Origin of the sequence: Pseudomonas sp. Pseusp88, from assembly GCF_047303955.1 — a bacterium.
GTDB lineage: Bacteria > Pseudomonadota > Gammaproteobacteria > Pseudomonadales > Pseudomonadaceae > Aquipseudomonas.
Window position 1 is genome coordinate 87,972 of sequence record NZ_JBGLYM010000017.1, and the last position, 23,338, is coordinate 111,309.

Genomic DNA, 23,338 nt, shown 5'->3' on the forward strand with positions numbered 1-23,338 from the left:
GGCAAGGGGCGTTCGCGAAACGAGAACGCTCGATTTCTTGGGAATATTCTGTGGGACCGGCTTTAGCCGGGAATACGCCTTCCCGGCTAAAGCCGGTCCCACAGGTGCTCTACGAGATTTCGCGGCGCAAATGCTCAAACAACAACCGGCTCACCGGCGACAACGCCGCTTCATCACGAATCACCAGGACCAGGGTCCGTCGCGACCACTCATCATTCAATGTCACCGCCGTCAGCCCCAGGGACTGGCCGAACAGATCAAAGGCCTTCTGCGGCAGGATGCCGATGCCCATATTGGCCTGGACCATCCGGCACACGGCATCAAAACCGGGCACATGAATGCGCAGGCGCAGGACCTTGCCACTGGCCCGGGCTGCCGCATGGGCGCGCATATTGATCGAACTGGCCGAGTGCAGACCGATATGGTCGCTGTCCAGGGTGTCGGCAAAATCCACCCGCTCGCGCCCGGCCAGAGGGTGATCGGGGCGCATCACCACCACCAGTTGGTCGTGACGATAGGGCACGCTGATCAGCTCGGCAGTGTCGGTGTCCATCGAGCAGATGCCGATATCCGCCACGCCATCGATCACGCCCTGCACCACCCCGGTACTGGGCCGCTCTTCAAGATCGACCTTGACCTGGGCATGGTCCTCGACGAAGTCATGCAGATCTTCCGGCAAGAACTGGATGATCGCCGACAGGTTGGCCAGCATCCGCACATAGCCGCGTATGCCCTGACTGTGTTCGCCCAGTTCCAGGCCGATTTTCTCGACATCGAACAGCATGCGCCGGGCATGGTGCAGCAAGGTCTCCCCCGCCGCCGTCAGGGCCATCCCTTTGGCGTTGCGCACGAACAGGCCGATGCCCAGGGCATCCTCCAGCTCCATCAGGCGCTTGCTCGCTGCCGATACCGCAATCGCCTCCCGAGCCGCCGCCTTGGTCAGGGTGCCTTCTTCATGCACCGCCACGAACAGTTGCAGGGTGATCAGGTCCAGGCGACGAGTGAGGTTTTTATGCAGCATGAAGGGACGCCTCGTTCAGGGTGAGGCAAAGGATATCGCTAAAAACATCGGGCGGTTGCTTGATAGCACTCAGGCCACCCGGTTGCGGCCTTTGTGTTTGGCCTGATACAGCTGCTCATCGGCACGTTTGATCAAGGCCATGGTGTTGCTGTCAGCCGATCTCGCCACCCCGATACCGACACTGACAGTGACCTGCCCAACCGAAGCGAACGGCGCTCCGGCAATGGCAGCGCGAATGTTCTCGGCGACAAAGTCCGGGCTGTACGGTGCGCTGGCCTCCGGCAACAACACGGCGAACTCCTCGCCGCCATAGCGGGCTACAAAATCGGTGCTGCGAATGTTGGCCTGAATCAGCCGGGCCAGTTGCTGCAACACTTCATCACCTATGGCATGACCGTGGGTGTCATTGATGCGCTTGAAATGGTCGGCATCTATCAACAGCAACGCAAACGGCCGCCCCGTACGTTGAAACAGCTGGCTGCACTCAGCGAGCTTTTCATCAAGGCGACGGCGGTTGTAGACACCGGTCAGGGCGTCGTGGGTCGCCAGTTGCCGCAGCTCGGCATTGGCCTGGGTCAACGCGGCAGTACGCAGAGCAACAGTGGCTTCCAGCGATGCGTTGGCTTCTTGCAACTCGCGCTCCTTGCCCAGCAAGGAGTCGGTCATGCCATTGATGGAATGGCCAAGCTGGGCGATCTCAGTTATCGCATGATCCTGGGGAAACTGCGCGCCGGGTTGCTGGTCCTGAACCAGTTTGGCCGAGCGGGCCAGTTGCTCGATGGGCCGGCTCAGGCTCAACGCCAGGTAATAGGCCACCAGGCCGAAGCCAATGGCGGCCACAACACCGAGCAAGAGCAATTTGTAGAACAGGATGTGCGCGGGCTCGAGGGCGATGTCCAGCGGCTGACGTACCACGATATACCAGGCCAGGCCGGAGTTCGACGGGGTCGGCACCACCACCACACTGGTCAGATAGCCGTCGTCACCCACTGACCAGCCCGATCTGATTTGTGCCGACAGGTTATCCATTGTCTGCCCGGCGAGCTGTTCGGGATAAAGCGCTTTGCCGCCCGCATCGACGATCAAGGCTTCAACACCCGGCGCCAGACCTTTTTCCATCACCGCCGACTCGACGATCCGGGTCACCCAACTCCAGTGAGCGTGGGCGCCCAGCACACCGATAACCTGCCCCTCGGCATTGCGAATCGGCGCGGCAAAATCGATGAAGCGCAGCGGCTCGCCATTGCTTGTCCCTTGCAGCAACTTGGCGAGCAGGACCGCCTCGTGGGGATCGCCGGAGTAATTGCCCTGCAACCCCGCCTGAAACCAGGGCCGCGCCTTCACCGATTGATTGACCAACAGGCCCTTGGCCGCCTGTCTGACCTGGCCATTGACGTCGGCGACACCCATCCAGGCATATTCGCCACGGGACTGAGTGCGCAGATCCATGGTGGTGAGGATGTCCGGATCGTCGAGATTGCCGCGACGAAACAGCGGCGAACGGGCGAGCTGGGAAACTTCCAGCTGCCGCTCGGCAAACTGTGAAGCCAATAGCACCGCCGCTGAGCGAGCCGTGTTCAGCAGCGCATTACCACTGGCCAGCTTCATTTGCTCAGTGGCGATATGCCCCACATAGAAGCCCACGCTGAGCAGCGTGAACAATGACAGGCCGGCAAACCAGAGGGTCAGGCGACTGCGCAGGCTGGCTCTGATCATGGCGTGATATCTGAATGCGGAGAGTGGCTTTATGGTAGGCGCAATGATGGCGGTTTAGCTATAGATCCCGGCGTGTCCCTGCGTTGTGCTGACGCAAATAAACGATCGTGCAATGGTGGGACCGGCTTTAGCCGGGAAAGGGCCGCAACAGCCGCTATTAAAGTGCGCCCGTGCCGCCGTGTTCCCGGCGAAAGCCGGTCCCACAGTTCCGTCATTCACACCCTCAGAACCCGACGCTGGCCTGCACAAAGTAGGTGCGTGGCTGCCCCAGGTAGATACCGGCGTTGTTGTCGCTGGAGCGGGTGAAATACTGGTGGTCGAAGAGGTTTTTCACTCCGGCGCCCAGTTTCAGGTTGGACAGCTGTTTACCGAAGTCATAGCCGCCACGCACGTTCCAGGTCATGTAGCCGGGAATGTTGCCGTACTGGCCATCAGCAGTCGGGGTGGTGATGTAATTGCCGTTGAAGCTGCCGTCGGCATTACTGCCGGTCCCCGGGGCGCGCTGTTGCGACTGGGCGTAGCCGTCGATATTCCAGGTCCAGCGGTTGATTTCATAACGCAGCCCGACCGTACCCACCTGGCGCGAGTAGAAAGGCAGGTCGCGCCCCTTGAAGCCGGGGATATCACCCTGGGAAGTGGCGCTGGTGTAGGTGAAACCGGCATTGGCGGTCAGCCCTTGCAAGCGTGAGTCGAGGTTACCCAGATCGTAATGCACCGAGGACTCGATGCCCTCGTGACGGGTCGCGCCGAGGTTGGTCCAGCCCACGTCGTTACTGACATATTGCAACTCGTCGGCGAAGTCGATGTAGAACGCCGTCAGCTCGCCGCCCCAGATGCCGTTATCGAAACGGGTGCCGATCTCGTAAGTCTTGGCCTTCTCCGGCTGCAGGCCGTTTGCTGTGTTATTGCCGCTACCGCCCTGGGCGACCTGGAAGTATTGCAGGCTGCCGAAAGAGGTTTCGTAGTTGGCGAACAGCTTCCAGTTATCGGACAGGTGATACATCACGCTCAGGGCCGGCAGCGGCTCGTTTTCATTGACGCTGCGGTCCTTGGCCGTGACGGGCACATTGTTCAGCCCCATGACGGCCCGTTCGTGCCAGTGGGTATCGATGCTTTCAAAGCGGATACCCGGTGTGAGGGTCCATTTGCCGATATCGATCTTGTCGTCCAGGTACACCGCCGTCGTCTCGGTGCCGCCGGTACGGTCCTGATAGACATGGCCGTCGGACGCCTTGGTTGGAGTCAGCACGTTATTGACCAGGGCCAACTGGCTGGCCTGCTCATGCATCGCTTCCTTGAGGTAGCGTACGCCGAGACTGGCTTCCTGGGTGGTCGGGCCAAGGTCAAAGACATGGGACACCCGCGGCTCGATGCCGAAGGTGTGATAGCTGCGCGGGAACGAGCCCTCGGTCAGCAGGTTGCGCGCGGCAATGTTGCTGCCGCGAAAACTGTCCGAGTAGTAAGTCAGCACTTCGAACTGGGTCGACTCGTCGATCTGGCGCTTGTACTTGATCGAGACGTCCTTGCGTCGCCCGGTGAAGTTGTCGTAATCGCGCACCGACTGATACGGGTTGGCGTCGAACTGCTTCTGGGTCAGGCCGCCGGGCATATCGGCGGTGGCATCGTAGTAATGGAAATTCACCGACAGATCATCATCGTCGGTCAGGGCCCAGTGGGTCTTGAACAGCACATCATTGATGTCGTTGTGGTTGTTGCTTTCGCGATAACCGTCGCCACCCACCTTGGAGTAAAGCAAGGCTGCACCGAGGCCGTTGTCCAGGGTGCCGCCGATAAAGCCGGTCTCCATATTCTTCACGCCGCCGTAGCGGCTCGACTCCAGCGTGGTACTGACTTCGCCGCTCAGGTCCTTGGGAATGGCCCGGGTCACAAAGTTGATCACCCCACCGACGTTCTGTGGTCCATAGCGCACCGAACCGGCACCACGGACGACATCAATGCTGTCGAGGTTACCCACGGCAATCGGCGCCATGGACAGTTGCGGCTGGCCATAGGGGGCGAAGGCCGCGGGCACACCATCGATCAGCACCGTCGAGCGCGGCGACAGACGCGAGGTCAGGCCGCGCACGCCGACGTTGAGGGAAATGTCGCTGCCACCGGTGCCGTTGTTTTCCTGCACCTGCACGCCGGGTATCCGACGCAGCACATCACCGACGGTGGTCGCCGCGTGCTCGACCATGTTTTCCCGGCGCACCACGGTGCGGGCTCCCGGATGATTCTGCACCACGGCCTGATCGGCATCGCCGAGCCAGTCACCCACGACCTTGACGTCGGTAGCCGCGATTTCCAGGCTGCCCGGCGTAGTGCTGGCGCGGGTGCCCTGGGGTTGCAGAATCACGGTATCGGCGGACATTTCGTATTCCAGGCCACTGCCCTTGAGCAAGGCACGCAGGGCCTGTTCCGCCGACAGCTTGCCGTCGACTGCGGGTGCCTGCTTGCCTGCCACCAGTTCCGGGCTGAAGAACAATTGCAGCGAAGCCTGCTGGGCCAGTTGGCTCAGGGCCGCGCCCAACGGTTGCGACTGGATATGAACGACAAGCGAGGTATCGGCCGCCTGGACGGCACCGGCGGCACTGGCGACGGTGATGGCCAGAAACAGCGGCAGCCAGCGCGAAGGCGCGGCAGGCAATGGTTGAAGGGCGGCAGGTTTATTGTTGTTCACGTCAAATGGTGTCCTGAGAGGTCCAGAGTCGGAGCTGTGTCTGCGGGCTGTAATGCAAACCAGTCGCAGTTGGACAAGAAGACGAAGAACTGAAAAAAAACCTGAATCTAGCGTGAAATTATTTCCTGACTGCCATCACCGAGGGTGCGTACCGTCACTGGCAGGATGCTCGGCAAGGCCCGTAACAGAGCGTCTGTGTCATCAGTTTTGAACACACTGGTCAGGCGCAGATTGGCGGTCTTGCCATTGGCCACCAGCAGCGGCCGCTGGCGATAGCGCGAGACTTCCTCGACCACTTCGCTCAGGGGGGCGTCGTTGAAAACCAGCTTGCCATTGCGCCAGGCGATGACTGCGACGGTATTCACAGCACTGGCAGGTGACACCCGGCCGCTGCCATCGATACGGGACCCCAGGCCAGCGGTGAGTACGACGCTCTCGCCCTCGCTGTCCGTGCCATTGACCTTGACCGTGCCCGACTCCACTGCGATCAAAGTCTGGGCCGGGTCGCGGCGCACGTCGAAACGGGTGCCTGTCACCGTTACCCTGCCCTTGCCCGCTTCGACCACGAACGGCCGGGACGGGTCGTGCTGCACGCTGAACATGGCTTCGCCTTCGCTGAGCAGGACCTGCCGCTGCCCACGGACAAAATGCACCTCCATTTGCGTTCGGGAATTAAGATCCACCACCGAACCGTCCGGCAGCGTCACCTGCTTGCGCTCGCCGAATGCAGTGGCGTACTGCCCGTCATAGTTGTTGCCAGAGTGGAGACCAAACCACAGCGCGGCACTCACAGCGACCGCGACCACACTGGCAGCCACGGCGTAACGCAACACCGTGTTTTTGCGCTGCGAGCGCGATGGCAAGAGGCTTGGAGCATCTTCGCGCAGCAGTGTCTGCAAGCGCTCCTTCGACAGCTGATCGGCCGCCCCCCAGATCTGTTGCAGCGCCCGGAACTCCTCGGCGTGCCGCGAATCCTGAGCCAGCCATTCGTCAAAACGAGCCTGCTCCCCGACATCAAGGGGCCGGTCACTGCTCAGGGCAAACCAGGCGGCCGCCTCATCACGCACGGCGTCGGCGCAATCACGATCCGTGGTCATGGCAGGATCCGGTTTGAGAGGATGTGGGCAGTCATGGCTTGGCGGTATCCAGACGATCACGCAAATGACGAAGGGTGCGGATCATATACTTTTCCACCATGTTCTTGCTCAGGCCCATGCGCTCGGCGATTTCCTGCTGGGTCAGGCCTTCGAGCTTCTGCCAGACGAACACTTTGCGGCAATTGAGGGGCAACTCGGCCAGGGCCCGCTCGATGGAGTCGGCCAGCTGGATGGCGTGCATGAATGCCTCCGGATCCCCCGCCTGCGGGACACAATACTCATTGGCCTCCAGCTCCAGCGAGGCCCGCCGGTCTTCACGTCGCCAGGTGTCGACTGCGATATTGCGCGCCGTCTGGTGCAGATAAGCACGGGGCTGCACAGCCTCAGGATCGGATTCCAGCACACGAACGAAAGCATCGTGGGTCAGGTCTTCCGCTTGATGACGACTCTTCAGGCGACGGGTCCATGTGCCAATGAGCTCCTCATAGTGTTCAAGAAAGCCTTTACTGCCTGGCAGCTTGAGAGTCATGGCGGTGTGCTGGAGGGGGGTGGAGGGCGCGAATAGTAATGCTTCCTATTAGCGCATGCAAACTATTCATTGGCCTCACAATCCGCCTTCGCGAATGGCCTTACCCCTACACAACTCACTCCACCGGCGCGTACTGCATCTCCCCATTGCCAAACGACCAATCCTCACGCTTCACATCGATCAGGCTGATCCAGACATCCTCCTTGCGCAGGCCGGTCCGGGCGTGGATACCCTCGGCGACGGCCTTGTAGAACGCTTTCTTCACTTCAACCGTACGCCCGGCATTCCAGGTGATCTGAATGAACACGATGCCGGGGGTGTAGTTGATGCCCAGATAGCCTTGCGCCGGATAAATCAGCTCGTCCGGGGCGTGGCGGTTGATCATCTGGAATTTATCGTGGGCCGGGACGTTGGCGGTGTTGACCATGGCGTCGTAGATCACGTCGCTGATCGCCGCAACGGTTTGTGCGCTGGTGCCGGCGGCGACATCAATTCGGGCTAAGGGCATGTGCAGATCCTTTTGATGGTGGGTGGGGTATTGGGTCTACCCTAGACCTCGGCATATAATTCATCAAACGCATAATTTTCAGAAACTAAATGAGTAAATAGCATGCTATTTGAAGACCTGAAGGCGTTTGTCGCGGTCATCGACTGTGCTTCTCTGACCAAAGCAGCCGAAAAGCTGTGCCTGACCCAGTCGGCCATATCCCGCCGTCTGCAGCACCTGGAAGAGTCGCTCAATGCCAGCCTGTTTGATCGTAGCAGCCGCCCTCCGCTACCGACGGCAATGGGCCATCGGATTTACGAGCAGGCCGTGACCCTGCTGCGCGACGCGGATTATCTGCTGAGCATTCCCCAGGAAGCGGCAATGCCCAGCGGGCGATTTCGCGTGGGGTTTACCCAGGTGGTAGCCGATGTGGTGGTGTTCGAGGCCGTCACGCGGATTCGCCAGGCCTTTTCCGAGCTGGAACTGCAACTGGTAACCCACTGGAGTTCGGAGCTTGAACTGATGATCAGTCGCGGCGAACTCGACGCGGCGACCCTGCTCCTGCCTGCGCCGAGCCGGCTTCCCGAGGGGCTGGCGGGGAAATTGATCACGTCACTGGAGATTGTCGTGGTGCAAAGCAGGCACCACCCCATCGTCGAATCGCCCAGCGATATCAACAGCCTGTCGTGCAGCGAATGGATTCTCAACCCCCGGGGTTGCGGTTACCGCGCGGCGCTGGAAGCGGCCATGGGCGGTCGCGGCCAAAAACTGCGCCTGGGCATCGACACCCACGGCGCAGCCATCCAGATGCGCATGATCGCCGCCGGGCTCGGCTTGGGTCTGCTGCCGAAAAAGCTGTTGCAGGAAAGCCCGCTGCAGGACCAACTGACCATTGTCGAGGTCCGGGATTTTGCCCTGCAGGTGGATATCTGGGTAGCGTATTCCCTCAGGCCGGGAAACCTGCGACAAGCCAATGAGCTGCTGACTGCCAGCGTGGAGCAAGGCTTTGCCTGAGCCTTACAGTCCGATCGTCAAACCATTGGCCGGTAGCGGCAGCGCGGTCTTGTAGCGCACCTGCTTGAGGGCAAAGCTGGAGCGGATATTGGCAACACCGGGAATTTTCGTAAGGTGATTGAGGATAAATCCTTCCAGAGCCTGGATATTCGGCACCAGTACCCGCAACAGGTAATCGGCATCGCCAGTCATCAGGTAGCACTCCATGACTTCCGGGCGCTCGCTGATGGCCGCCTCGAACCGATGCAGGGCATCTTCGACCTGCTTTTCCAGGCTGACGTGGATAAACACGTTGACGTGCAGGCCCAGTACCGCAGGTGCCAGCAACGTGACCTGCTGACGGATCAGGCCGAGTTCTTCCATCGCCTTGACCCGGTTGAAACATGGCGTGGGCGACAGGTTGACGCTTTTGGCCAGTTCGGCGTTGGTGATGCGGGCGTTTTCCTGCAAACGATTGAGGATGCCGATGTCGGTACGATCAAGTTTGCGCATATGGATAAATTCCCTCGCTAAATACGAATATAAAGAATAAATATCTGCAAACCAGCTTTCCAACAAGTAATAACAGAAAATAAATCTCCGGGCACAGGGTTAACATTTTCCCAACTTGAAGCCTCTGTTCCCGGAGAATCGCAATGGCGGATTACGGCCCCGACTGCAATACCCTCGATAGCCCGACACGACGCGGCGGTCTGCTGTCGCCCCAGGCCAAGGGCATTGCGCTGTTGCTGGCAGCCATCGTTATCTGGGGCGCCAACTGGCCAGTGATGAAAACCGGCCTGGCCCACATCACCCCGATCTGGTTCTCCGCCACCCGCTTCGCCCTTGGCGCCGTATGCCTGTTTGTCCTGCAAGGGGTGACCGGCACCCTGCGCCTGCCATCCCGGCGCGACTGGCCACTGATCGTCAGTGTCGGCCTGTTGCAGATGCTGGCCTTTACCGTGCTTGGCGCCATTGCTATGACCCAGATCCCGGCCGGGCGCTCGGCCGTACTGGCCTACACCACCCCCTTGTGGGTGACTCCGGCGGCCCTGCTGTTTTTTGGCGAACGCCTGTCCGCCCGCCTGCTTATCGGCACCTTGCTCGGGGTGATTGGCGTCGGTGTATTGCTCAATCCGCTGACCCTGGATTGGGATAACCGGACCTTGATCAAAGCCAACCTGATGCTCCTCGCCGCGTCGTTCTGCTGGGCCCTGTGCATCCTGCATCTGCGCTACTACAAGGGCAGTTCCAGCGCCTACCAGTTGGCGCCGTGGCAGATGCTCCTGGCCAGTGTGCCTCTGACGATCATGGCGTGGCTCATCGAAGGCCCGTTCACTGGCGACAACTCCCGCACCCTCTGGGAAGTCGCCCTGTTCGTCGGTCCTGTGGCCACGGCCTTCTGCTTCTGCGCGGTCAATGCCGCCAGCATGTGGCTGTCCACCACCAGCATGTCCTCGGCCATGCTCGGCGTGCCGGTAGTGGGGTTGGTGATGTCGGTAATGTTTCTCGGCGAGACCCTGACCACGCCGTTACTGGTGGGCGTACTGGCGATTGTCGGGGGGATTTTGATTGTGACGATCAAGGGCCGTAGTCATCAGGGTGCAGATGTGTCGTGAGTTAAAGCGAGAACGCCAGCGTCTTGCCGAAATACTCCACCGACAGGGCATAGCCCTCCCCCTGAATATCAAACGGCTCGCACATCGCGCCCGTGGTCACGATATCCCCGGCACGCAGCGTCTCTCCTCGCTCGGCCGCATGCTCATAGAGCGCGGCCAATGACTTGAGTGGATCGGTTGCAGCGTCACCGAACAGTCCCTTTGCCCTCGGCGCGCCATCCAGATGTACCACAGCCGTATGCGCCAGCTCGCCCAGGACGCTCAGGTCGAGCCCTGTGCATGCCGGCTCGCCGATGATCAGCGCCTCAAAGCCGACGTTATCGGCGCTGAAGCTGGGCCAGCCGACGGTCTTGCGGTCAGTGAAACGTGAGCGCACCACCTCGAAGGTTACGCAGGTGTAACGAATATCCTGAGGGTCAATGGTCCGGCCAGGCAGCGGTGGCAGGTCGCGATCCAGCACAAAGGCGATTTCACATTCGATGGTGACCGGCGTGCAGGCTGGCAGTCGCAGGTGGACACCGCTGCCGTGCAGACGTGCCCGTTCAAGCTGGCCGATCAATGGCCGCGATAGCTGGCCTGCGCGCATGGCGGCCGGGCTGCCGACGCCCAGTTTCCATCCACCACGAACGCCTCCGACAGCCTGGAACAATGCGTTCTGCGCGTCATAGCCTTGAGCGAGCGTTGCCGGCTTTAGCTCGGCAGGCAGATGATCGAGCAACTCGCCACTGCGCCACGCCTGCAATAAAACCGCTGAAGTGGCGACGGGGTCAAATCCTGTGGTTTGCATCTGCATATCCTTTTAAAGAAGCGCTTGTGTCGCGCGAAATTTCACATCCAGCAGCTGCTCGTACACCTTGATCATCGCGCCCTTGTCCTCGTCGCCGTGGCCTTGAAGCAAAGCCGTCTGATAAGTGGCCGTAGCCGCCGCCAGAACCGGAAGCGGAATGCCCGATCCGGCGCTCAACCGCGCGGCGTTGACGAGATCCTTGTAGGCATGTCTGAGCGGATAACCGTTGCTGAACTCGTTGGCCAGAATGTGCGGCAAAAAGAACGCCGAAGCGTGGCTACGGCCTGTTCCACTGTTCACTACGGCCGCTACTTTTTCCGGGTTCAACCCAAGCTTCACCGACATCGGCAGAATTTCCGCCAGCGCAGCGCAGTTGATATCGAACAGCAACTGGTTGATGAGTTTTGTCAGCTGGCCGGTCCCCGTTGCGCCCATGTACAGCGTGTTGCTGGCCATGGCTTTCAGGTACGGGGCGATCTCGTTGAACACCGCTTCATCACCGCCACACATGGCAGTCAGTGATCCGTCGATGGCCCGGGCAGCCATTCCGGATACGGGGGCGTCGATAAAGCGAATATCCAGGGCCGCCAGCCTTGCTGCGATATTCAGGGTCTGCGTGAAGTCGATGGTACTGGTATCGACCACCGTACTGCCGGGGCGCATCCATTGTGCGATGCCATCATCGGCAAACAGCAGGCTATTGACCACTTCGTCATCGGGCAGTGACAGAAACACCAGATCGCAAGCTGCCAGGGCGCGACGATCATCGGTCGGCATTGCGCCCAACCCTTCCAGTTCGGTGTAAGCCCGGCCACTGTGGCTATTGACCAACAGGCCGGGCCAGGCACGCAGCAGATTGATCGCCATGGGCCGCCCCATCTGGCCCAGGCCGATAAATGCAATTTTCATATCCAGTGCCTCCCGGGCAGTCGCCGTCATACTAGGAACGCCGCCAGATAATGGGAAATATATTGTTATTATATTTTCCATCACAAATTGTTATGAATCATGAGGCGCGCAGCAATGAATCTGAAAGCACTCAAATGCTGCGTTGAAATTGCCCGGCAAGGCAGTTTCACCAAGGCCGCACAAACCCTGCATATCGCCCAACCCGCATTGAGCATGGCGGTAACGCGCCTGGAAGAGGAACTGGGCGTCGTCCTGTTCAACCGCGCCGCCCGGCAAATCACCGTGACGGCCGAAGGACAGTGCTTCCTGGCACGAGTCGAGTCGGCCCTGTTGGAACTGGATATGGCACGCCAGGAGCTGCACGACATGGCGCACCTGCAGCGCGGTGAAATAAAGCTCGGCGTACCGCCCATGTTCGGCATCAAATATGTCCCGAACCTGCTTGGCAGTTTCCGCCAGAAGTTTCCTGGCATCAGCATGACCGTGGTCGAAGGCAGCGCCGATGCCATCAGTCGCCGCCTGGAAAATCGCGAGATCGATATTGCCCTGCTCGAATCCCGCAGGGTCGCCAACACCTGGGATTGCGTACTGCTGGGGAGCGACGAAATGGTGCTGTGCATGCGCGAGGATCATGCCCTTGCCCATGAACCCTGCCTCGAAGCACATCACCTGCAGGACGCCGAAATGGTGGTGTTCGACCAGAGCTTCCTGCAGCGCCACCTGCTTGATGCGTTCTGCGCGGCGGCGGGCGTCAATTATCGCATCGCCCTGCAAAGCAACTTCGTCTCCCTGGTGACCCAGGCGACTCATGACGGCATGGGCATTTCAACCCTGCTGCGCTCGGTGCAGAAGCTTGAATCCGGGCTTGTCGGCATACCGTTCAAACCGGCGCAGGTGATGAGTTTCAGATTGTGCTGGCGGGCGAATGAATACCTGTCGTTGGCAAACAGGCGATTTGTTGAGTTTGCCCAGACAGATGGATTCTTCGGTCATCACTGCTGACATTTTTTGGCAGCAGCATCCTTAGAATTGGCAGCACCGGCAGACAACTCTGCAACCAGCCACCCTCAGGAGCCTCAAAATGACCAAACCCAACTTCTTCATCCTGTACGTCGACAACCCTCGGGCCAGCGCAGATTTCTACGCCAATCTGCTGGGTGAGGCGCCGATTGAGCTATCGCCGACCTTCGCCATGTTCGCCCTGGATTCGGGATTCAAGCTCGGCCTGTGGTCCAGACACACGGTAGAACCGGGTGTTGCCCAGGTCGGCGTCGCGGGAGAGGTTGCCTTCAGCATCGGCGAAAACGCTGGGGTAGATTCGCTTTACCACAGCTGGGTAGCCAAGGATGTGGCCATCCTGCAAGCCCCCACAGTGATGGATTTCGGCTACACCTTTGTCGCCCTCGACCCTGATGGTCACCGCTTGCGCGTGTTTGCTTCCTCGGACAGCTAAGCGCTCATCTCTTGCCCGCTTGTTGTAGCGCAGCCAGCACAAAACCTGTGGTCGCCCATCAAACACGATCCATGACCCAAGCCATCACTGTCCCGCCATTGATGGCTTGCGCCTCGCGCCTAAGATGCTTCACCAAGCCTGTGAATTTATCTGCGAGCGTTGCCATGACCAAAACAAGAACCCTCTACGACAAGCACATCGACTCCCACACCGTGGCGCAGCTCGATGATCAGGGCCATGTGCTGCTGTATATCGACCGCCAGGTCATCAACGAATACACCAGTCCGCAAGCCTTCAGCGGCCTGCGCGAGGCCGGGCGCAACGTTTGGCGGCCGGAGACGGCGCTGGCGGTGGTCGATCATGTCAACCCGACGGCGCCGCTGCGGGTCGCGGCCATGGCCGACGCCGGTGGCGCGTTGCAGGTGTCGTACCTGGGGCAGAACTGCGAGAAGTTCGGCATCGAACTGTTTGATGTATTGGACAAGCGCCAGGGCATCGAACATGTGATCGCCCCGGAACAAGGCTTTATCCTGCCGGGGATGGTGATTGCCGCAGGCGACAGCCACACCACCACTTATGGCGCTTTGGGCGCCTTTGGTTTCGGCATCGGCACTTCAGAGATCGAGCACCTGCTGGCGTCCCAGACCCTGGTCTACAAGCGCCTGAAAAGCATGCGCGTGACCGTCGACGGCGCCCTCGGCCACGGCCTGACTTCCAAGGACGTGATCATGGCGCTGATCGGCCGCATCGGCGCGTCCGGCGCTACCGGTTATGCCATTGAATTCACCGGTTCGACCATCGATGCCCTGAGTGTCGAGGCGCGCATGACCATCTGCAATATGGCCGTAGAAGCCGGTGCCCGTGGTGCCTTCATGGCCCCGGATGACAAGGTCTTCGCCTACCTCAAGGACAAACCCCGCGCGCCCAGGGGCGAGTTGTGGGAACAGGCCGTGGCGGTCTGGCGCGAGCTGCGCAGCGATCCCGGCGCCCACTTTGATCAGGAAGTGCATCTGGATGCCCGCGATCTGCAACCCATGGTCACCTGGGGCACCAGCCCGGATCAGGCCGCCGCCATCGGCGAGCGCGTGCCGGACCCGGCCGCCATCGACGATCCGATCCTGCGTCAGGACATGCGTCGCGCCCTCGACTACATGGGCTTGCAGGCTGGCCTGCCGCTGAGTGAAATCCGCATCAGCCACGCTTTTATCGGCTCCTGCACCAATGCCCGGATCGAAGACTTGCGCGACGCTGCACGAGTTGTCAGTGGCAAGCGAGTGGCAGGTGGCGTGCGGGCGATGATCGTGCCCGGCTCCACGGCAGTGCGCGATCAGGCCGAAGCCGAGGGCCTGGCGACGATCTTTCGCGATGCCGGCTTCGAATGGCGCCAGTCCGGCTGCTCCATGTGCCTGGCGATGAACGACGACGTACTCGCCCCCGGCGATCGTTGCGCCTCCAGCACCAACCGTAACTTTGAAGGCCGCCAGGGCGCCGGGGCACGTACGCACCTGATGAGCCCGGCGATGGTCGCCGCGGCCGCAATTACCGGGCACTTGACCGATGTCCGTCACTTTCAGGAGAGCATCCAGCCATGAGCCTGCAGCCTTTCACTCAAGTCAGCGGCAAGGCCGCGCCGATGCTGGCGGCCAATATCGACACCGATGTGATCATGCCCAAGCAGTTCCTCAAGGGCATCGACCGCGCCGGGCTGGACCGTGGACTGTTTTTCGACCTGCGTTTTCTGCCCACAGGCGAACCCAATCCACAATTCATCCTCAACCAGCCGGGCTGGCAGGGCGCAAGTTTCATGGTGGTCGGGCCCAACTTCGGCTGCGGTTCGAGCCGCGAGCACGCGGTGTGGGGTCTCAAGCAGATGGGCATTCGGGCCTTGATCGGCAGCAGTTTCGCCGGGATTTTCTACGACAACTGCCAGCGTAACGGCGTGTTGCTGATCACCCTGGAGCAGGACCAGGTTCAGGAACTGGGACGCACAGTGGGCGAGGCCGAAAGCGCGCAGATCGAGGTCGACCTGCCCCGCCAGCAAATCCGCCTGCACGATGGTCGCGTCCTGCCGTTCCAGATCGATGCGTTACGCAAGGACGCACTGTCGCAGGGGCTGGATGCCATTGGCAGCACCTTGCAGCGCAGTGCTCAGATTCGCCAATTCGAGAAGCGGCATTTGCAGGCCAATCCCTGGTTGAGTTGAACGCAGCTCCGCAGATCCATGCCCTCTTGTGGGACCGGCTTTAGCCGGGAAGGCGATTTCCCGGCTAAAGCCGGTCCCACATGAGCCCTGTAATCAAAGAGACAACCGGCGAAAATGTTCCTGCAAAAACTCCACACACACCCGCAACTTCCCGGAGTTGGCCAGGCGCGTCGGGTACACCGCCCAGACGTTGGCGCTCTGGGTGTAGTCCGGCAGTATCTGCACCAGTCGCCCCTGCTCCAGCAGGGGTTTGACGTCCCACATCGAACGCAGCAGCACACCGCGCCCGTCCAACGCCCATTGCAGGACGATCTCACCACTGTTGGATGACAACGGCCCGCGCACCCGCACGCTGTCGTGCTGATCGCCACATTCCATCTGCCAGATACCGAAGGCGTTGTCGCGTTCCTTGAGTACCAGACAGTCGTGCTGTTCCAGCTCCGCCAGGGTCTGAGGCGTACCGCGACGTTGCAGGTAGTCCGGTGCCGCGCAAAGAATCCGGCGGTTGCTCACCAGTTGCCGCCCGATATGCTGGCCGGGAATGTCATCGCCGACGCGAATTTCCAGATCGAACCCTTCATTGACGATATCCACCACGCGGTCAAACAGGTCGAGGCGAATTTCCAGATCCGGATACAGCTCCGCCAGTTTCGATACGGCAGGCGCCACATGATTGCGGCCGAAGCCGAATGAGCTGCACAGGTGCAAACGACCACGGGGGGCGTCGTGGGCTTCGCTGAGTTCATCATGGAGCAACTGGAAATCTTCGAGAATGCGGACCGCCCAGCGTTGTACCCGCTCGCCGTCTTCGGTGAGCGCCACGCGGCGACTGGTGCGGTGCAGCAGGCGCGTGCTCAGGGTGCTTTCCAGAATCTGGATGCGCTTGCTGACATAGGCTGGCGACAAGCCCAGTTCGTCAGCTGCCGCAGCGAACCCGGCCTTGCGGATCACCGTGAGAAATACCCGCAAATCCTCGGGCAAGGGCGCAGCTTCTTTCTTGGAACTCATGCAGTTTCTTTCTTGTTGGAAGGGCTAAACCGGTGACGCAGGATAGCACTTGGCCAAGTCAGCCTTCACGCCGGATATATTCACTATTGATCTAAAAATATGGATTAAGGTTCTTTTACGGAATAAATCGAAGTCTTTATAACGGGACCCAGGATTTAAAACTGTTGCTCCAGCAACACGACTTGGACAGCCCAAAGGATCAGCGATGAACGTTTTCTGGTTTCTCCCCACTCACGGCGATGGCCACTTCCTCGGCACCAGCAAAGGCGCCCGCCCGGTGACCCTGAACTACCTCAAGCAAGTGGCGCAGGCTGCCGATGACCTTGGCTATTACGGCGTGCTGATCCCCACCGGCCGCTCCTGCGAGGACTCCTGGGTGATCGCCTCGGCCCTGGTACCCCTGACCGAACGCCTGAAATACCTGGTGGCGATCCGTCCCGGCATCATCTCCCCGACCGTATCGGCACGCATGGCCGCGACCCTGGATCGACTGTCCGGCGGGCGCCTGCTGATCAACGTGGTGACCGGCGGCGACCCCGACGAGAACCGTGGCGATGGCATCTTCCTCGACCATAGCGAGCGCTACGAAGTCACCGACGAATTCCTGCAGATCTGGCGTCGGGTGCTGCAAGGCGAAGCCGTGGACTTCGAAGGTAAACACCTGCAAGTGCAGAATGCCAAGGCGCTTTATCCACCGATCCAGCAACCCTACCCGCCGCTGTATTTCGGCGGTTCGTCCGAAGCTGCCCACGAGCTGGCCGCCGATCAGGTGGATGTCTATCTGACCTGGGGTGAACCGCCAGCTGCCGTGGCACAGAAGCTCGCCGACGTGCGCGAACGTGCGGCACGCAAGGGCCGGACGGTGAAGTTCGGCATCCGCCTGCATGTGATCGTGCGCGAAACCAGCGAAGAAGCCTGGAAGGCCGCCAACACCCTGATCGAGCACATCAGCGACGAAACCATCGCTGCCGCGCAGAAGTCCTTCTCGCGCTTCGATTCCGAAGGCCAGCGACGCATGGCCGCATTGCACGATGGCCGCCGCGACAATCTGGAAATTGCCCCGAACCTGTGGGCCGGCGTCGGTCTGGTACGCGGCGGCGCGGGCACGGCACTGGTGGGCAATCCTGAAGAAGTCGCCGCGCGCATCAAGGAATACGCGGACCTGGGCATCGAGAGTTTTATCTTCTCCGGCTACCCGCATCTGGAAGAGGCCTACCGCTTCGCCGAACTGGTCTTCCCGCTGCTGCCCGAACCCTACGCCAGCCTGGCCGGACGAGGCATCACCAACCTGACCGGGCCATTCGGCGAGATGATCGCCAACGACCTGCCGCCACAGAAGTGATCCGCTGAAAGGGAAACGCTCATGTCGCTATTGACCCTCGCCCCTTCGCCCGCCCTGGCGACGTCGATCAGGGCCACGGCTCAGGTTTTCGAAGATCCGCGCTCACAAACCTTGCTCGCCCACGTCCAGCGTGTGGCGCCGAGCGAAGCCAGTGTGTTGATCATCGGCGAAACCGGCACTGGCAAGGAGCTGATGGCCCGGCATATCCATGCCCTGAGTGAACGTCGTGACCAGCCGTTCGTGGCGGTGAATTGCGGCGCCTTTGCCCAGACCCTGGTCGAAGCCGAGTTGTTCGGTCATGAAAAAGGCGCCTTTACCGGCGCCACCCAGACCAAGGCCGGCTGGTTCGAGGCGGCCAATGGCGGCACGTTGTTTCTCGACGAGATCGGCGACCTGCCCATGGCCACCCAGGTCAAGCTGCTGCGCGTATTGCAGGAGCGTGAAGTGGTGCGGTTGGGCTCACGCAAAAGCATCGCCATCAATGTGCGGGTACTGGCGGCGACCAATGTGCAACTGGAACAAGCGATAAATGCCGGGCATTTTCGCGAGGACCTGTATTACCGCCTGAGCGTGGTCACCCTGCCCCTGGCCCCGCTGCGCGAGCGACCCGGCGATATTCTGCCCCTGGCCCGTCATTTCATCGAGCGCTATAGCCAGCGCCTGGGTTACGGCACGGTCGCACTGAGCGTCGAGGCCGAAGCCCGGCTCAAGGGCTATAGCTGGCCAGGCAATATCCGTGAGCTGGAGAACGTGATCCACCACACCCTGCTGGTTTGCCGGGACAAGCTGATCCGCCCCGACGACCTGCATCTGTCCCACTTGCGCCTGGATCGAACGGAACAGCCCTCTGCCAGCGACGACAGCGCCGACACCTTGCTGGCGCGAGCCTTCGAGCGCCTGTTCGAGGAGCAGGCCGGCGCTCTTCACGAGAAAGTGGAGGACAGCCTGCTACGCGCCGCCTACCGCTTCAGCCACGGCAATCAGGTACACACCGCCAACCTGCTGGGCCTGAGCCGCAATATCATCCGCAGCCACCTGATCAGGATCGGTGAGTTGACGGTGAACAAACGCCGTCCTGGCGAGCATCTGCAGGGTGATCGGGCTTTGCAACTGTCGGTGTAAGGTTCGATCCGGGAGATGATTGTGGGAGCGAATTCATTCGCGAAAGCGGTGTTCCAATCGATGAAAATACATCGGATATACTGGCCTCTTCGCGAATGAATTCGCTCCCACAGAACTCGCCCAAACCCAACTAACGGTTCGGTTCGATTCGCCCCATCACCTCAAACCCGCCAAAGGTCACCGACGTCGCCCGATAGCGACGGATCAGGCCGTGCATGTCCTGCTCACCCTGCTCTGCGTTAGCGACCGCATCCAGACACGCCTGGCGGTCCTGCCATTGCACGTAGTTGAGCACGCGGCAGCCGTCTTCACTGGCTTGCACAGTGGCACCGAGAAACCCTGGATAGGTGCAGGTGAAGCGTTCGGCCTGATCGATCAGGGCGGCGACCAGATCGGCCTGATGGTGCGGAGCGACGGCAAACTCGACCAGTTGGTTGAAGGGACGATGACTGGCGGATATCGTCATGACGTTTTCCTCTGATAGTTGACGGGCATTGCAATGCGGCGGCACGGAGGGTAAAACCTCTAGTTAACTAGAGGTCAAGCGTCTTTTCCTTGATCCAATTGTTATGTATTGGGAACGACGTCTATGAATAGCACCGATTCGGCGCCTGTCAGCCGCGAACTGACGGTCGGCCAATTGGCCGCCCGCAGCGGTGTGGCAGTCACCGCACTGCACTTTTACGAAAGCAAGGGCCTGATCAGCAGCCAACGCAATGCCGGCAATCAACGCCGCTATGCTCGGGACATGTTGCGCCGTGTGGCCCTGATCAAAGTGGCGCAGAAACTCGGTATTCCGCTGGCGTCGATTCATGCCGCACTGCAGACCCTGCCCCAGGGCCGTACCCCGACGGCAGCGGACTGGAACAAACTGTCGGCGCAATGGAAAACCGAACTGGATGACCGCATCGCCCGCCTGAGCGCCCTGCGCGACCAACTCACTGGATGTATCGGTTGCGGCTGCCTGTCCATGGACGCCTGCCCGTTGCGCAACTGGGGCGACGAACTGGGCAAACAGGGCGCGGGGCCGCAGTTACTGGAGTGAGGCGCGCCCTTAAAGGGCAGGCGCCAACTTGTTGGAATCAGGATGGCTTTTTGTGGGACCGGCTTGAGCCGGGAAAACGATAGCAGGCGGCAAAATTCATCGCTCCTGCCTGCGTCTTCCCGGCTCAAGCCGGTCCCACATCGCGCCCTACAGCAAGGCTTGCCCGACCAACCGCGCCGCCAGGGCCTTGGCCTGGCTGGCGACATCGGTCACCGCCGTACTCTCCCACCACATACCGCGCAAAGGCGGGCCCAGGGCAAACAGCCGCGAGGCGGCCTGGCCTTGGGCATCGAGCACGGCACCGCCCGCATCGGCGGCAATTCCCAACGCCAAGGGGCCGGGCTGGATCAAACCTCTGACCAGCAATTGCCGGGGCAATGGCCGGTCCACCCGGCGCCAGTCGTATTCGATACCACTGGAGTTGATCAGGGCATCCCCCACTACTGTGCTCAATTGCGCGTCGCCGCGATAACGCAGGCGGATCTGCAATTGCCCGGAGGGCAAGGTTTCCACGCCCTGCAACGAGGCCGCCTCGATGGTCAGGCGGCCCTGCTCGACCTGCCGGGCCAGAACCACGGCGCTGGTCGGCGGCGAACGATGGTGATGGCTTTCCCACCAGGGCCGCACATGGCGCACGAACTGCCGACGCTGCACATCCGTGGCCTGGCTCCACAGACGGCCGATATGGACGCGCACGGTGTCCAGGGGTGCCTGCCAGTCGATGCCGCTTTCGATAGCCAGCTCGCACTGCTCGCGAACCTTGCGCAGCAGCTGCCGGGTGCTGCGGATGCTCAGGTCCTGGCCGAGGAAATCGCTCCAGGCTGGCGGTTGACGACGGACATGAGGCAGCAGGCCATGACGGGAATAGACATTGATCGACCCACGGTGCCCGGCCTGTTGCAACGACACCACGGCATCGACCATGGTCAGCCCGGAGCCGATGATCAGCACCCGCGCCTCGGGGTCAAGGCGGCGCATGGCAGCGACGTCCCAAGGGTCGACAGAGGCGGCATTCAGCCCGCTGGACTGGCGTTGCGGCGTACGCGCGGCGGCGTACATGCCGGTAGCCAGCACCGCGACCTTGCCCTGCAGCGCGCTGCCATCGGCCAGACGCATATCGACACGACCGGCGTGGGTCTCGAGGTCCACCACTTCACCGCGCACATGCTCCACGGTGGAACCGTACTGTGCACCGACTACCTGAGCTTCGGCCAGACGCTGTTGCGCGTACAGGCCGAAGATACCCCGCGGCGGAAACAGTTCTGCCACCGGCAGGTGTTGTTCGTCCGACTCGGGCCAGCCACCGGCGGCGATGAACTCACCCAGCCATTGGCTCAGGTCATCGGCGTTGTCGGGATCGACGCTCATGCGCGCGGCATTGCCGTTGAGGGTATGGCCCAGTTCGGTGGCGCTATAGGCCTCGCCCCGGCCCAGCTCGCTGCGCGACTCGACAATCACGATACGCCGCCGACCGGGGAGACGCAGCAATTGCACGGCCAGCAGCGTGCCGCTCAGGCCTCCACCGACAATAAGGACATCAACAAGCGCGGACGAAGCGTCATTCAAAGTCATTAACAGGGCCTTTCCCGGGCGACGATCAGGGCAGCAATCCTGAAGTCATCAATGTAGTTCAGCAACTCTCTGAAAGTACTAAGCCTCTATCTTTTTGGCATGAGGCTTACAGCACGATATTACGCACAAAGCGCACGACGACCTGGCCGTTATTGCGAAAGGCATGGGGCTGATTGCTGGGGAACATGAAGAACTCGCCCGCGCCAACCTGACGGATCTGCTCGGCCAGCTCGATATGCAGGCAACCGGTGAACACATAGATCTGCTCGCTCCAGCCATCGGGGTCGGCTTCGGAGCTGTAGGCCTCCCCCGGCTCCAGGGAAAACTCCCACATTTCCACTTCCCGCCGCGCCACGGCTTTGGAAAGCAGGACCGCCTTGCTCCCCGGCGAGATACCCGCCCAGGCCACTTCGTTGATACGACTGTGATCGCTCGCTTCCGGAGCCTGAATCAGGTCACTGAAAGCCACTTCCAGCGCCTCGGCCACACGGTCGAGGGTCGCCAGGCTGACGTTGGTTTCTCCGGCCTCGATGGCCACCAGCATGCGGCGGCTGACCCCGGATTTTTCCGCCAGAGCGGTCTGACTGAGATCGGCGGCATTGCGCAGGCGACGCACATTGAGGCTGACATGCTGCAGGACCGGGGCGCGTTGCGAATTTTCTTTGTGCACTATATTGCTCATCAGGATAGTTTGCGCAGTATACTGCCCACTTTTTGGCGCATTCTGCGTCGCTCGTACTGTCCTATGCAAGGCCCAAGCCGATGAACACCGTAAAAACCAACGCCTTCGTGCCCCGGATCAGTAAAGCAGAAGCCGTGCTGATCTTTATCACTGTCCTCTGGGGTGGCACCTTTCTGCTGGTGCAACATGCCATGACCATCAGCGGCCCGATGTTCTTCGTCGGCCTGCGTTTTGCGGCGGCAGCGTTATTCGTCGGGCTGTTTTCCATGAAGACCCTGGGTGACCTGACCCTGGCCGAGTTCAAGGCCGGCGTCGCCATCGGCGCCGCCATCATGCTGGGCTACGGCCTGCAGACCGTGGGCCTGCAAACCATACCCAGCAGCCAGTCGGCGTTTATCACCGCCTTGTATGTGCCTTTCGTGCCGCTGTTGCAATGGCTGGTGCTGGGGCGGCGCCCCGGCCTGATGCCGAGCATCGGCATTGCCCTGGCGTTTATCGGGCTGATGCTCTTGTCCGGACCCAACGGTGCGTCGTTGCAGTTCAGTTCCGGGGAGATCGCCACCGTGGTCAGCGCCGTGGCCATTGCAGCCGAAATCATCCTGATCGGAGCCTATGCGGGCAAGGTCGATGTGCGCCGGGTCACCGTGGTGCAACTGGCCACCGCATCGGTGCTGGCCTTCCTCATGGTCGGCCCTACCGGCGAGCGGCTGCCGGACTTTTCCGGGCAATTGTTGTTTATCGCCATCGGCCTGGGGGCCATGAGTGCAGTGATTCAGGTGGCCATGAACTGGGCACAGAAAACCGTTTCGCCGACCCGCGCCACGGTCATCTACGCCGGTGAGCCGGTGTGGGCCGGGATTGTCGGGCGCCTGGCCGGTGAACGCCTGCCAGGCATCGCCCTGCTGGGCGCGGCACTGATCGTCGCCGGGGTCATCGTCAGTGAAATGAAAGGCCGCAGCAAGGTGATCGAGGCAGAAGAAGATCCGCTCAAGGCCACCGGCGAAACGGATTGAGCAACTGGCGTTTAGGCATTGTTGTGTAGAGTACTGGTCTGCCCCTGACACTTTTTGTAG

General features: G+C 61.0%; 23 protein-coding genes. 10 read left to right on the forward strand and 13 right to left on the reverse strand.

Annotated features, from left to right (window positions below; all coding sequences use genetic code 11):
- Window positions 1–109 precede the first annotated feature (109 nt).
- The 6 genes from ACCD02_RS20310 to ACCD02_RS20335 all read right to left on the reverse strand — a co-directional run bounded on the left by ACCD02_RS20310 (window position 110) and on the right by ACCD02_RS20335 (window position 7,551).
- Entirely contained in the window at window positions 110–1,021 is a 912-nt protein-coding gene (locus ACCD02_RS20310) for a LysR substrate-binding domain-containing protein (RefSeq protein WP_413305646.1), read from the reverse strand.
- Between the two features lie 69 nt (window positions 1,022–1,090).
- Window positions 1,091–2,737, reverse strand: a complete 1,647-nt coding sequence (locus tag ACCD02_RS20315; RefSeq protein WP_413305649.1) for a diguanylate cyclase — start codon at window positions 2,735–2,737, stop codon at window positions 1,091–1,093.
- A gap of 223 nt (window positions 2,738–2,960) precedes the next feature.
- A complete protein-coding gene (locus ACCD02_RS20320) occupies window positions 2,961–5,417 on the reverse strand; it encodes a TonB-dependent siderophore receptor (RefSeq protein WP_413305652.1) in 2,457 nt (818 codons plus the stop codon).
- A gap of 107 nt (window positions 5,418–5,524) precedes the next feature.
- Window positions 5,525–6,514, reverse strand: a complete 990-nt coding sequence (locus ACCD02_RS20325; RefSeq protein ID WP_413305654.1) for a FecR family protein — start codon at window positions 6,512–6,514, stop codon at window positions 5,525–5,527.
- Window positions 6,515–6,545: 31 nt separating this feature from the next.
- Entirely contained in the window at window positions 6,546–7,043 is a 498-nt protein-coding gene (locus ACCD02_RS20330; protein WP_413305657.1) for an RNA polymerase sigma factor, read from the reverse strand.
- 115 nt (window positions 7,044–7,158) lie between these two features.
- Complete coding sequence (locus tag ACCD02_RS20335; RefSeq protein ID WP_413305660.1) at window positions 7,159–7,551, reverse strand: tautomerase family protein; 393 nt, start codon at window positions 7,549–7,551, stop codon at window positions 7,159–7,161.
- Between the two features lie 102 nt (window positions 7,552–7,653).
- Between ACCD02_RS20335 and ACCD02_RS20340 the strand changes: the two genes are divergently transcribed.
- Complete coding sequence (locus ACCD02_RS20340) at window positions 7,654–8,544, forward strand: LysR family transcriptional regulator (RefSeq protein WP_413305662.1); 891 nt, start codon at window positions 7,654–7,656, stop codon at window positions 8,542–8,544.
- 3 nt (window positions 8,545–8,547) lie between these two features.
- Here the strand turns inward: ACCD02_RS20340 and bkdR are convergent, their stop codons facing one another.
- Window positions 8,548–9,036, reverse strand: coding sequence for a Bkd operon transcriptional regulator BkdR (gene bkdR / locus ACCD02_RS20345; RefSeq protein WP_413305665.1), 489 nt, complete (start codon window positions 9,034–9,036; stop codon window positions 8,548–8,550).
- A 143-nt stretch (window positions 9,037–9,179) separates the two neighbouring features.
- On the opposite strand from bkdR, the gene ACCD02_RS20350 reads away from it, so the two are divergent.
- A complete protein-coding gene (locus ACCD02_RS20350; protein ID WP_413305668.1) occupies window positions 9,180–10,142 on the forward strand; it encodes a DMT family transporter in 963 nt (320 codons plus the stop codon).
- Between the two features lies 1 nt (window position 10,143).
- Here ACCD02_RS20350 and ACCD02_RS20355 read toward each other — a convergent pair whose 3' ends face one another.
- A complete protein-coding gene (locus tag ACCD02_RS20355; protein WP_413305671.1) occupies window positions 10,144–10,929 on the reverse strand; it encodes a 2-keto-4-pentenoate hydratase in 786 nt (261 codons plus the stop codon).
- Window positions 10,930–10,941: 12 nt separating this feature from the next.
- The gene (locus tag ACCD02_RS20360) at window positions 10,942–11,838 is read right to left on the reverse strand and encodes an NAD(P)-dependent oxidoreductase (RefSeq protein WP_413305674.1); all 897 of its coding nucleotides are present in this window, start codon (window positions 11,836–11,838) and stop codon (window positions 10,942–10,944) included.
- A 114-nt stretch (window positions 11,839–11,952) separates the two neighbouring features.
- Here ACCD02_RS20360 and ACCD02_RS20365 point away from each other — a divergent pair, with 114 nt between their 5' ends.
- The 4 genes from ACCD02_RS20365 (at window position 11,953) to leuD (ending at window position 15,494) form a co-directional block, all read left to right on the forward strand.
- Window positions 11,953–12,840, forward strand: coding sequence for a LysR family transcriptional regulator (locus ACCD02_RS20365; RefSeq protein WP_413305678.1), 888 nt, complete (start codon window positions 11,953–11,955; stop codon window positions 12,838–12,840).
- A gap of 79 nt (window positions 12,841–12,919) precedes the next feature.
- Window positions 12,920–13,291: a VOC family protein gene (locus tag ACCD02_RS20370; RefSeq protein ID WP_413305681.1), complete on the forward strand. Its 372-nt coding sequence runs from the start codon at window positions 12,920–12,922 to the stop codon at window positions 13,289–13,291.
- Between the two features lie 164 nt (window positions 13,292–13,455).
- Window positions 13,456–14,883 (forward strand): 3-isopropylmalate dehydratase large subunit, encoded by a 1,428-nt coding sequence (gene leuC, locus ACCD02_RS20375; protein WP_413305684.1) that lies wholly within the window; start codon window positions 13,456–13,458, stop codon window positions 14,881–14,883.
- Complete coding sequence (gene leuD, locus ACCD02_RS20380) at window positions 14,880–15,494, forward strand: 3-isopropylmalate dehydratase small subunit (protein ID WP_413305687.1); 615 nt, start codon at window positions 14,880–14,882, stop codon at window positions 15,492–15,494. Before leuC ends, leuD begins: the two co-directional genes overlap by 4 nt.
- 93 nt (window positions 15,495–15,587) lie before the next feature.
- Here the strand turns inward: leuD and ttdR are convergent, their stop codons facing one another.
- Window positions 15,588–16,502, reverse strand: a complete 915-nt coding sequence (gene ttdR, locus ACCD02_RS20385; protein ID WP_413305690.1) for an L-tartrate utilization transcriptional activator TtdR — start codon at window positions 16,500–16,502, stop codon at window positions 15,588–15,590.
- A 205-nt stretch (window positions 16,503–16,707) separates the two neighbouring features.
- Here ttdR and ssuD point away from each other — a divergent pair, with 205 nt between their 5' ends.
- Both ssuD and ACCD02_RS20395 read left to right on the forward strand, forming a co-directional pair.
- Window positions 16,708–17,844, forward strand: coding sequence for an FMNH2-dependent alkanesulfonate monooxygenase (gene ssuD / locus ACCD02_RS20390; protein WP_413305693.1), 1,137 nt, complete (start codon window positions 16,708–16,710; stop codon window positions 17,842–17,844).
- 21 nt (window positions 17,845–17,865) lie between these two features.
- A complete protein-coding gene (locus ACCD02_RS20395; protein ID WP_413305696.1) occupies window positions 17,866–18,966 on the forward strand; it encodes a sigma-54 interaction domain-containing protein in 1,101 nt (366 codons plus the stop codon).
- Window positions 18,967–19,096: 130 nt separating this feature from the next.
- On the opposite strand, the gene ACCD02_RS20400 is transcribed toward ACCD02_RS20395, so the two are convergent.
- Window positions 19,097–19,432, reverse strand: coding sequence for an antibiotic biosynthesis monooxygenase (locus tag ACCD02_RS20400; protein WP_413305699.1), 336 nt, complete (start codon window positions 19,430–19,432; stop codon window positions 19,097–19,099).
- 123 nt (window positions 19,433–19,555) lie between these two features.
- Here ACCD02_RS20400 and soxR point away from each other — a divergent pair, with 123 nt between their 5' ends.
- Window positions 19,556–20,011 carry a redox-sensitive transcriptional activator SoxR gene (gene soxR / locus ACCD02_RS20405; protein WP_413305702.1) on the forward strand — a complete coding sequence of 152 codons (456 nt, stop codon included), beginning with the start codon at window positions 19,556–19,558 and terminating at the stop codon, window positions 20,009–20,011.
- Between the two features lie 147 nt (window positions 20,012–20,158).
- Here soxR and ACCD02_RS20410 read toward each other — a convergent pair whose 3' ends face one another.
- Together ACCD02_RS20410 and ACCD02_RS20415 are read right to left on the reverse strand one after the other, a co-directional pair.
- A complete protein-coding gene (locus ACCD02_RS20410; protein ID WP_413305704.1) occupies window positions 20,159–21,583 on the reverse strand; it encodes an FAD/NAD(P)-binding protein in 1,425 nt (474 codons plus the stop codon).
- A 106-nt stretch (window positions 21,584–21,689) separates the two neighbouring features.
- Window positions 21,690–22,253, reverse strand: a complete 564-nt coding sequence (locus ACCD02_RS20415; RefSeq protein WP_413305707.1) for a helix-turn-helix domain-containing protein — start codon at window positions 22,251–22,253, stop codon at window positions 21,690–21,692.
- A 92-nt stretch (window positions 22,254–22,345) separates the two neighbouring features.
- Here ACCD02_RS20415 and ACCD02_RS20420 point away from each other — a divergent pair, with 92 nt between their 5' ends.
- A complete protein-coding gene (locus ACCD02_RS20420; RefSeq protein ID WP_413305709.1) occupies window positions 22,346–23,278 on the forward strand; it encodes a DMT family transporter in 933 nt (310 codons plus the stop codon).
- Window positions 23,279–23,338 lie beyond the last annotated feature (60 nt).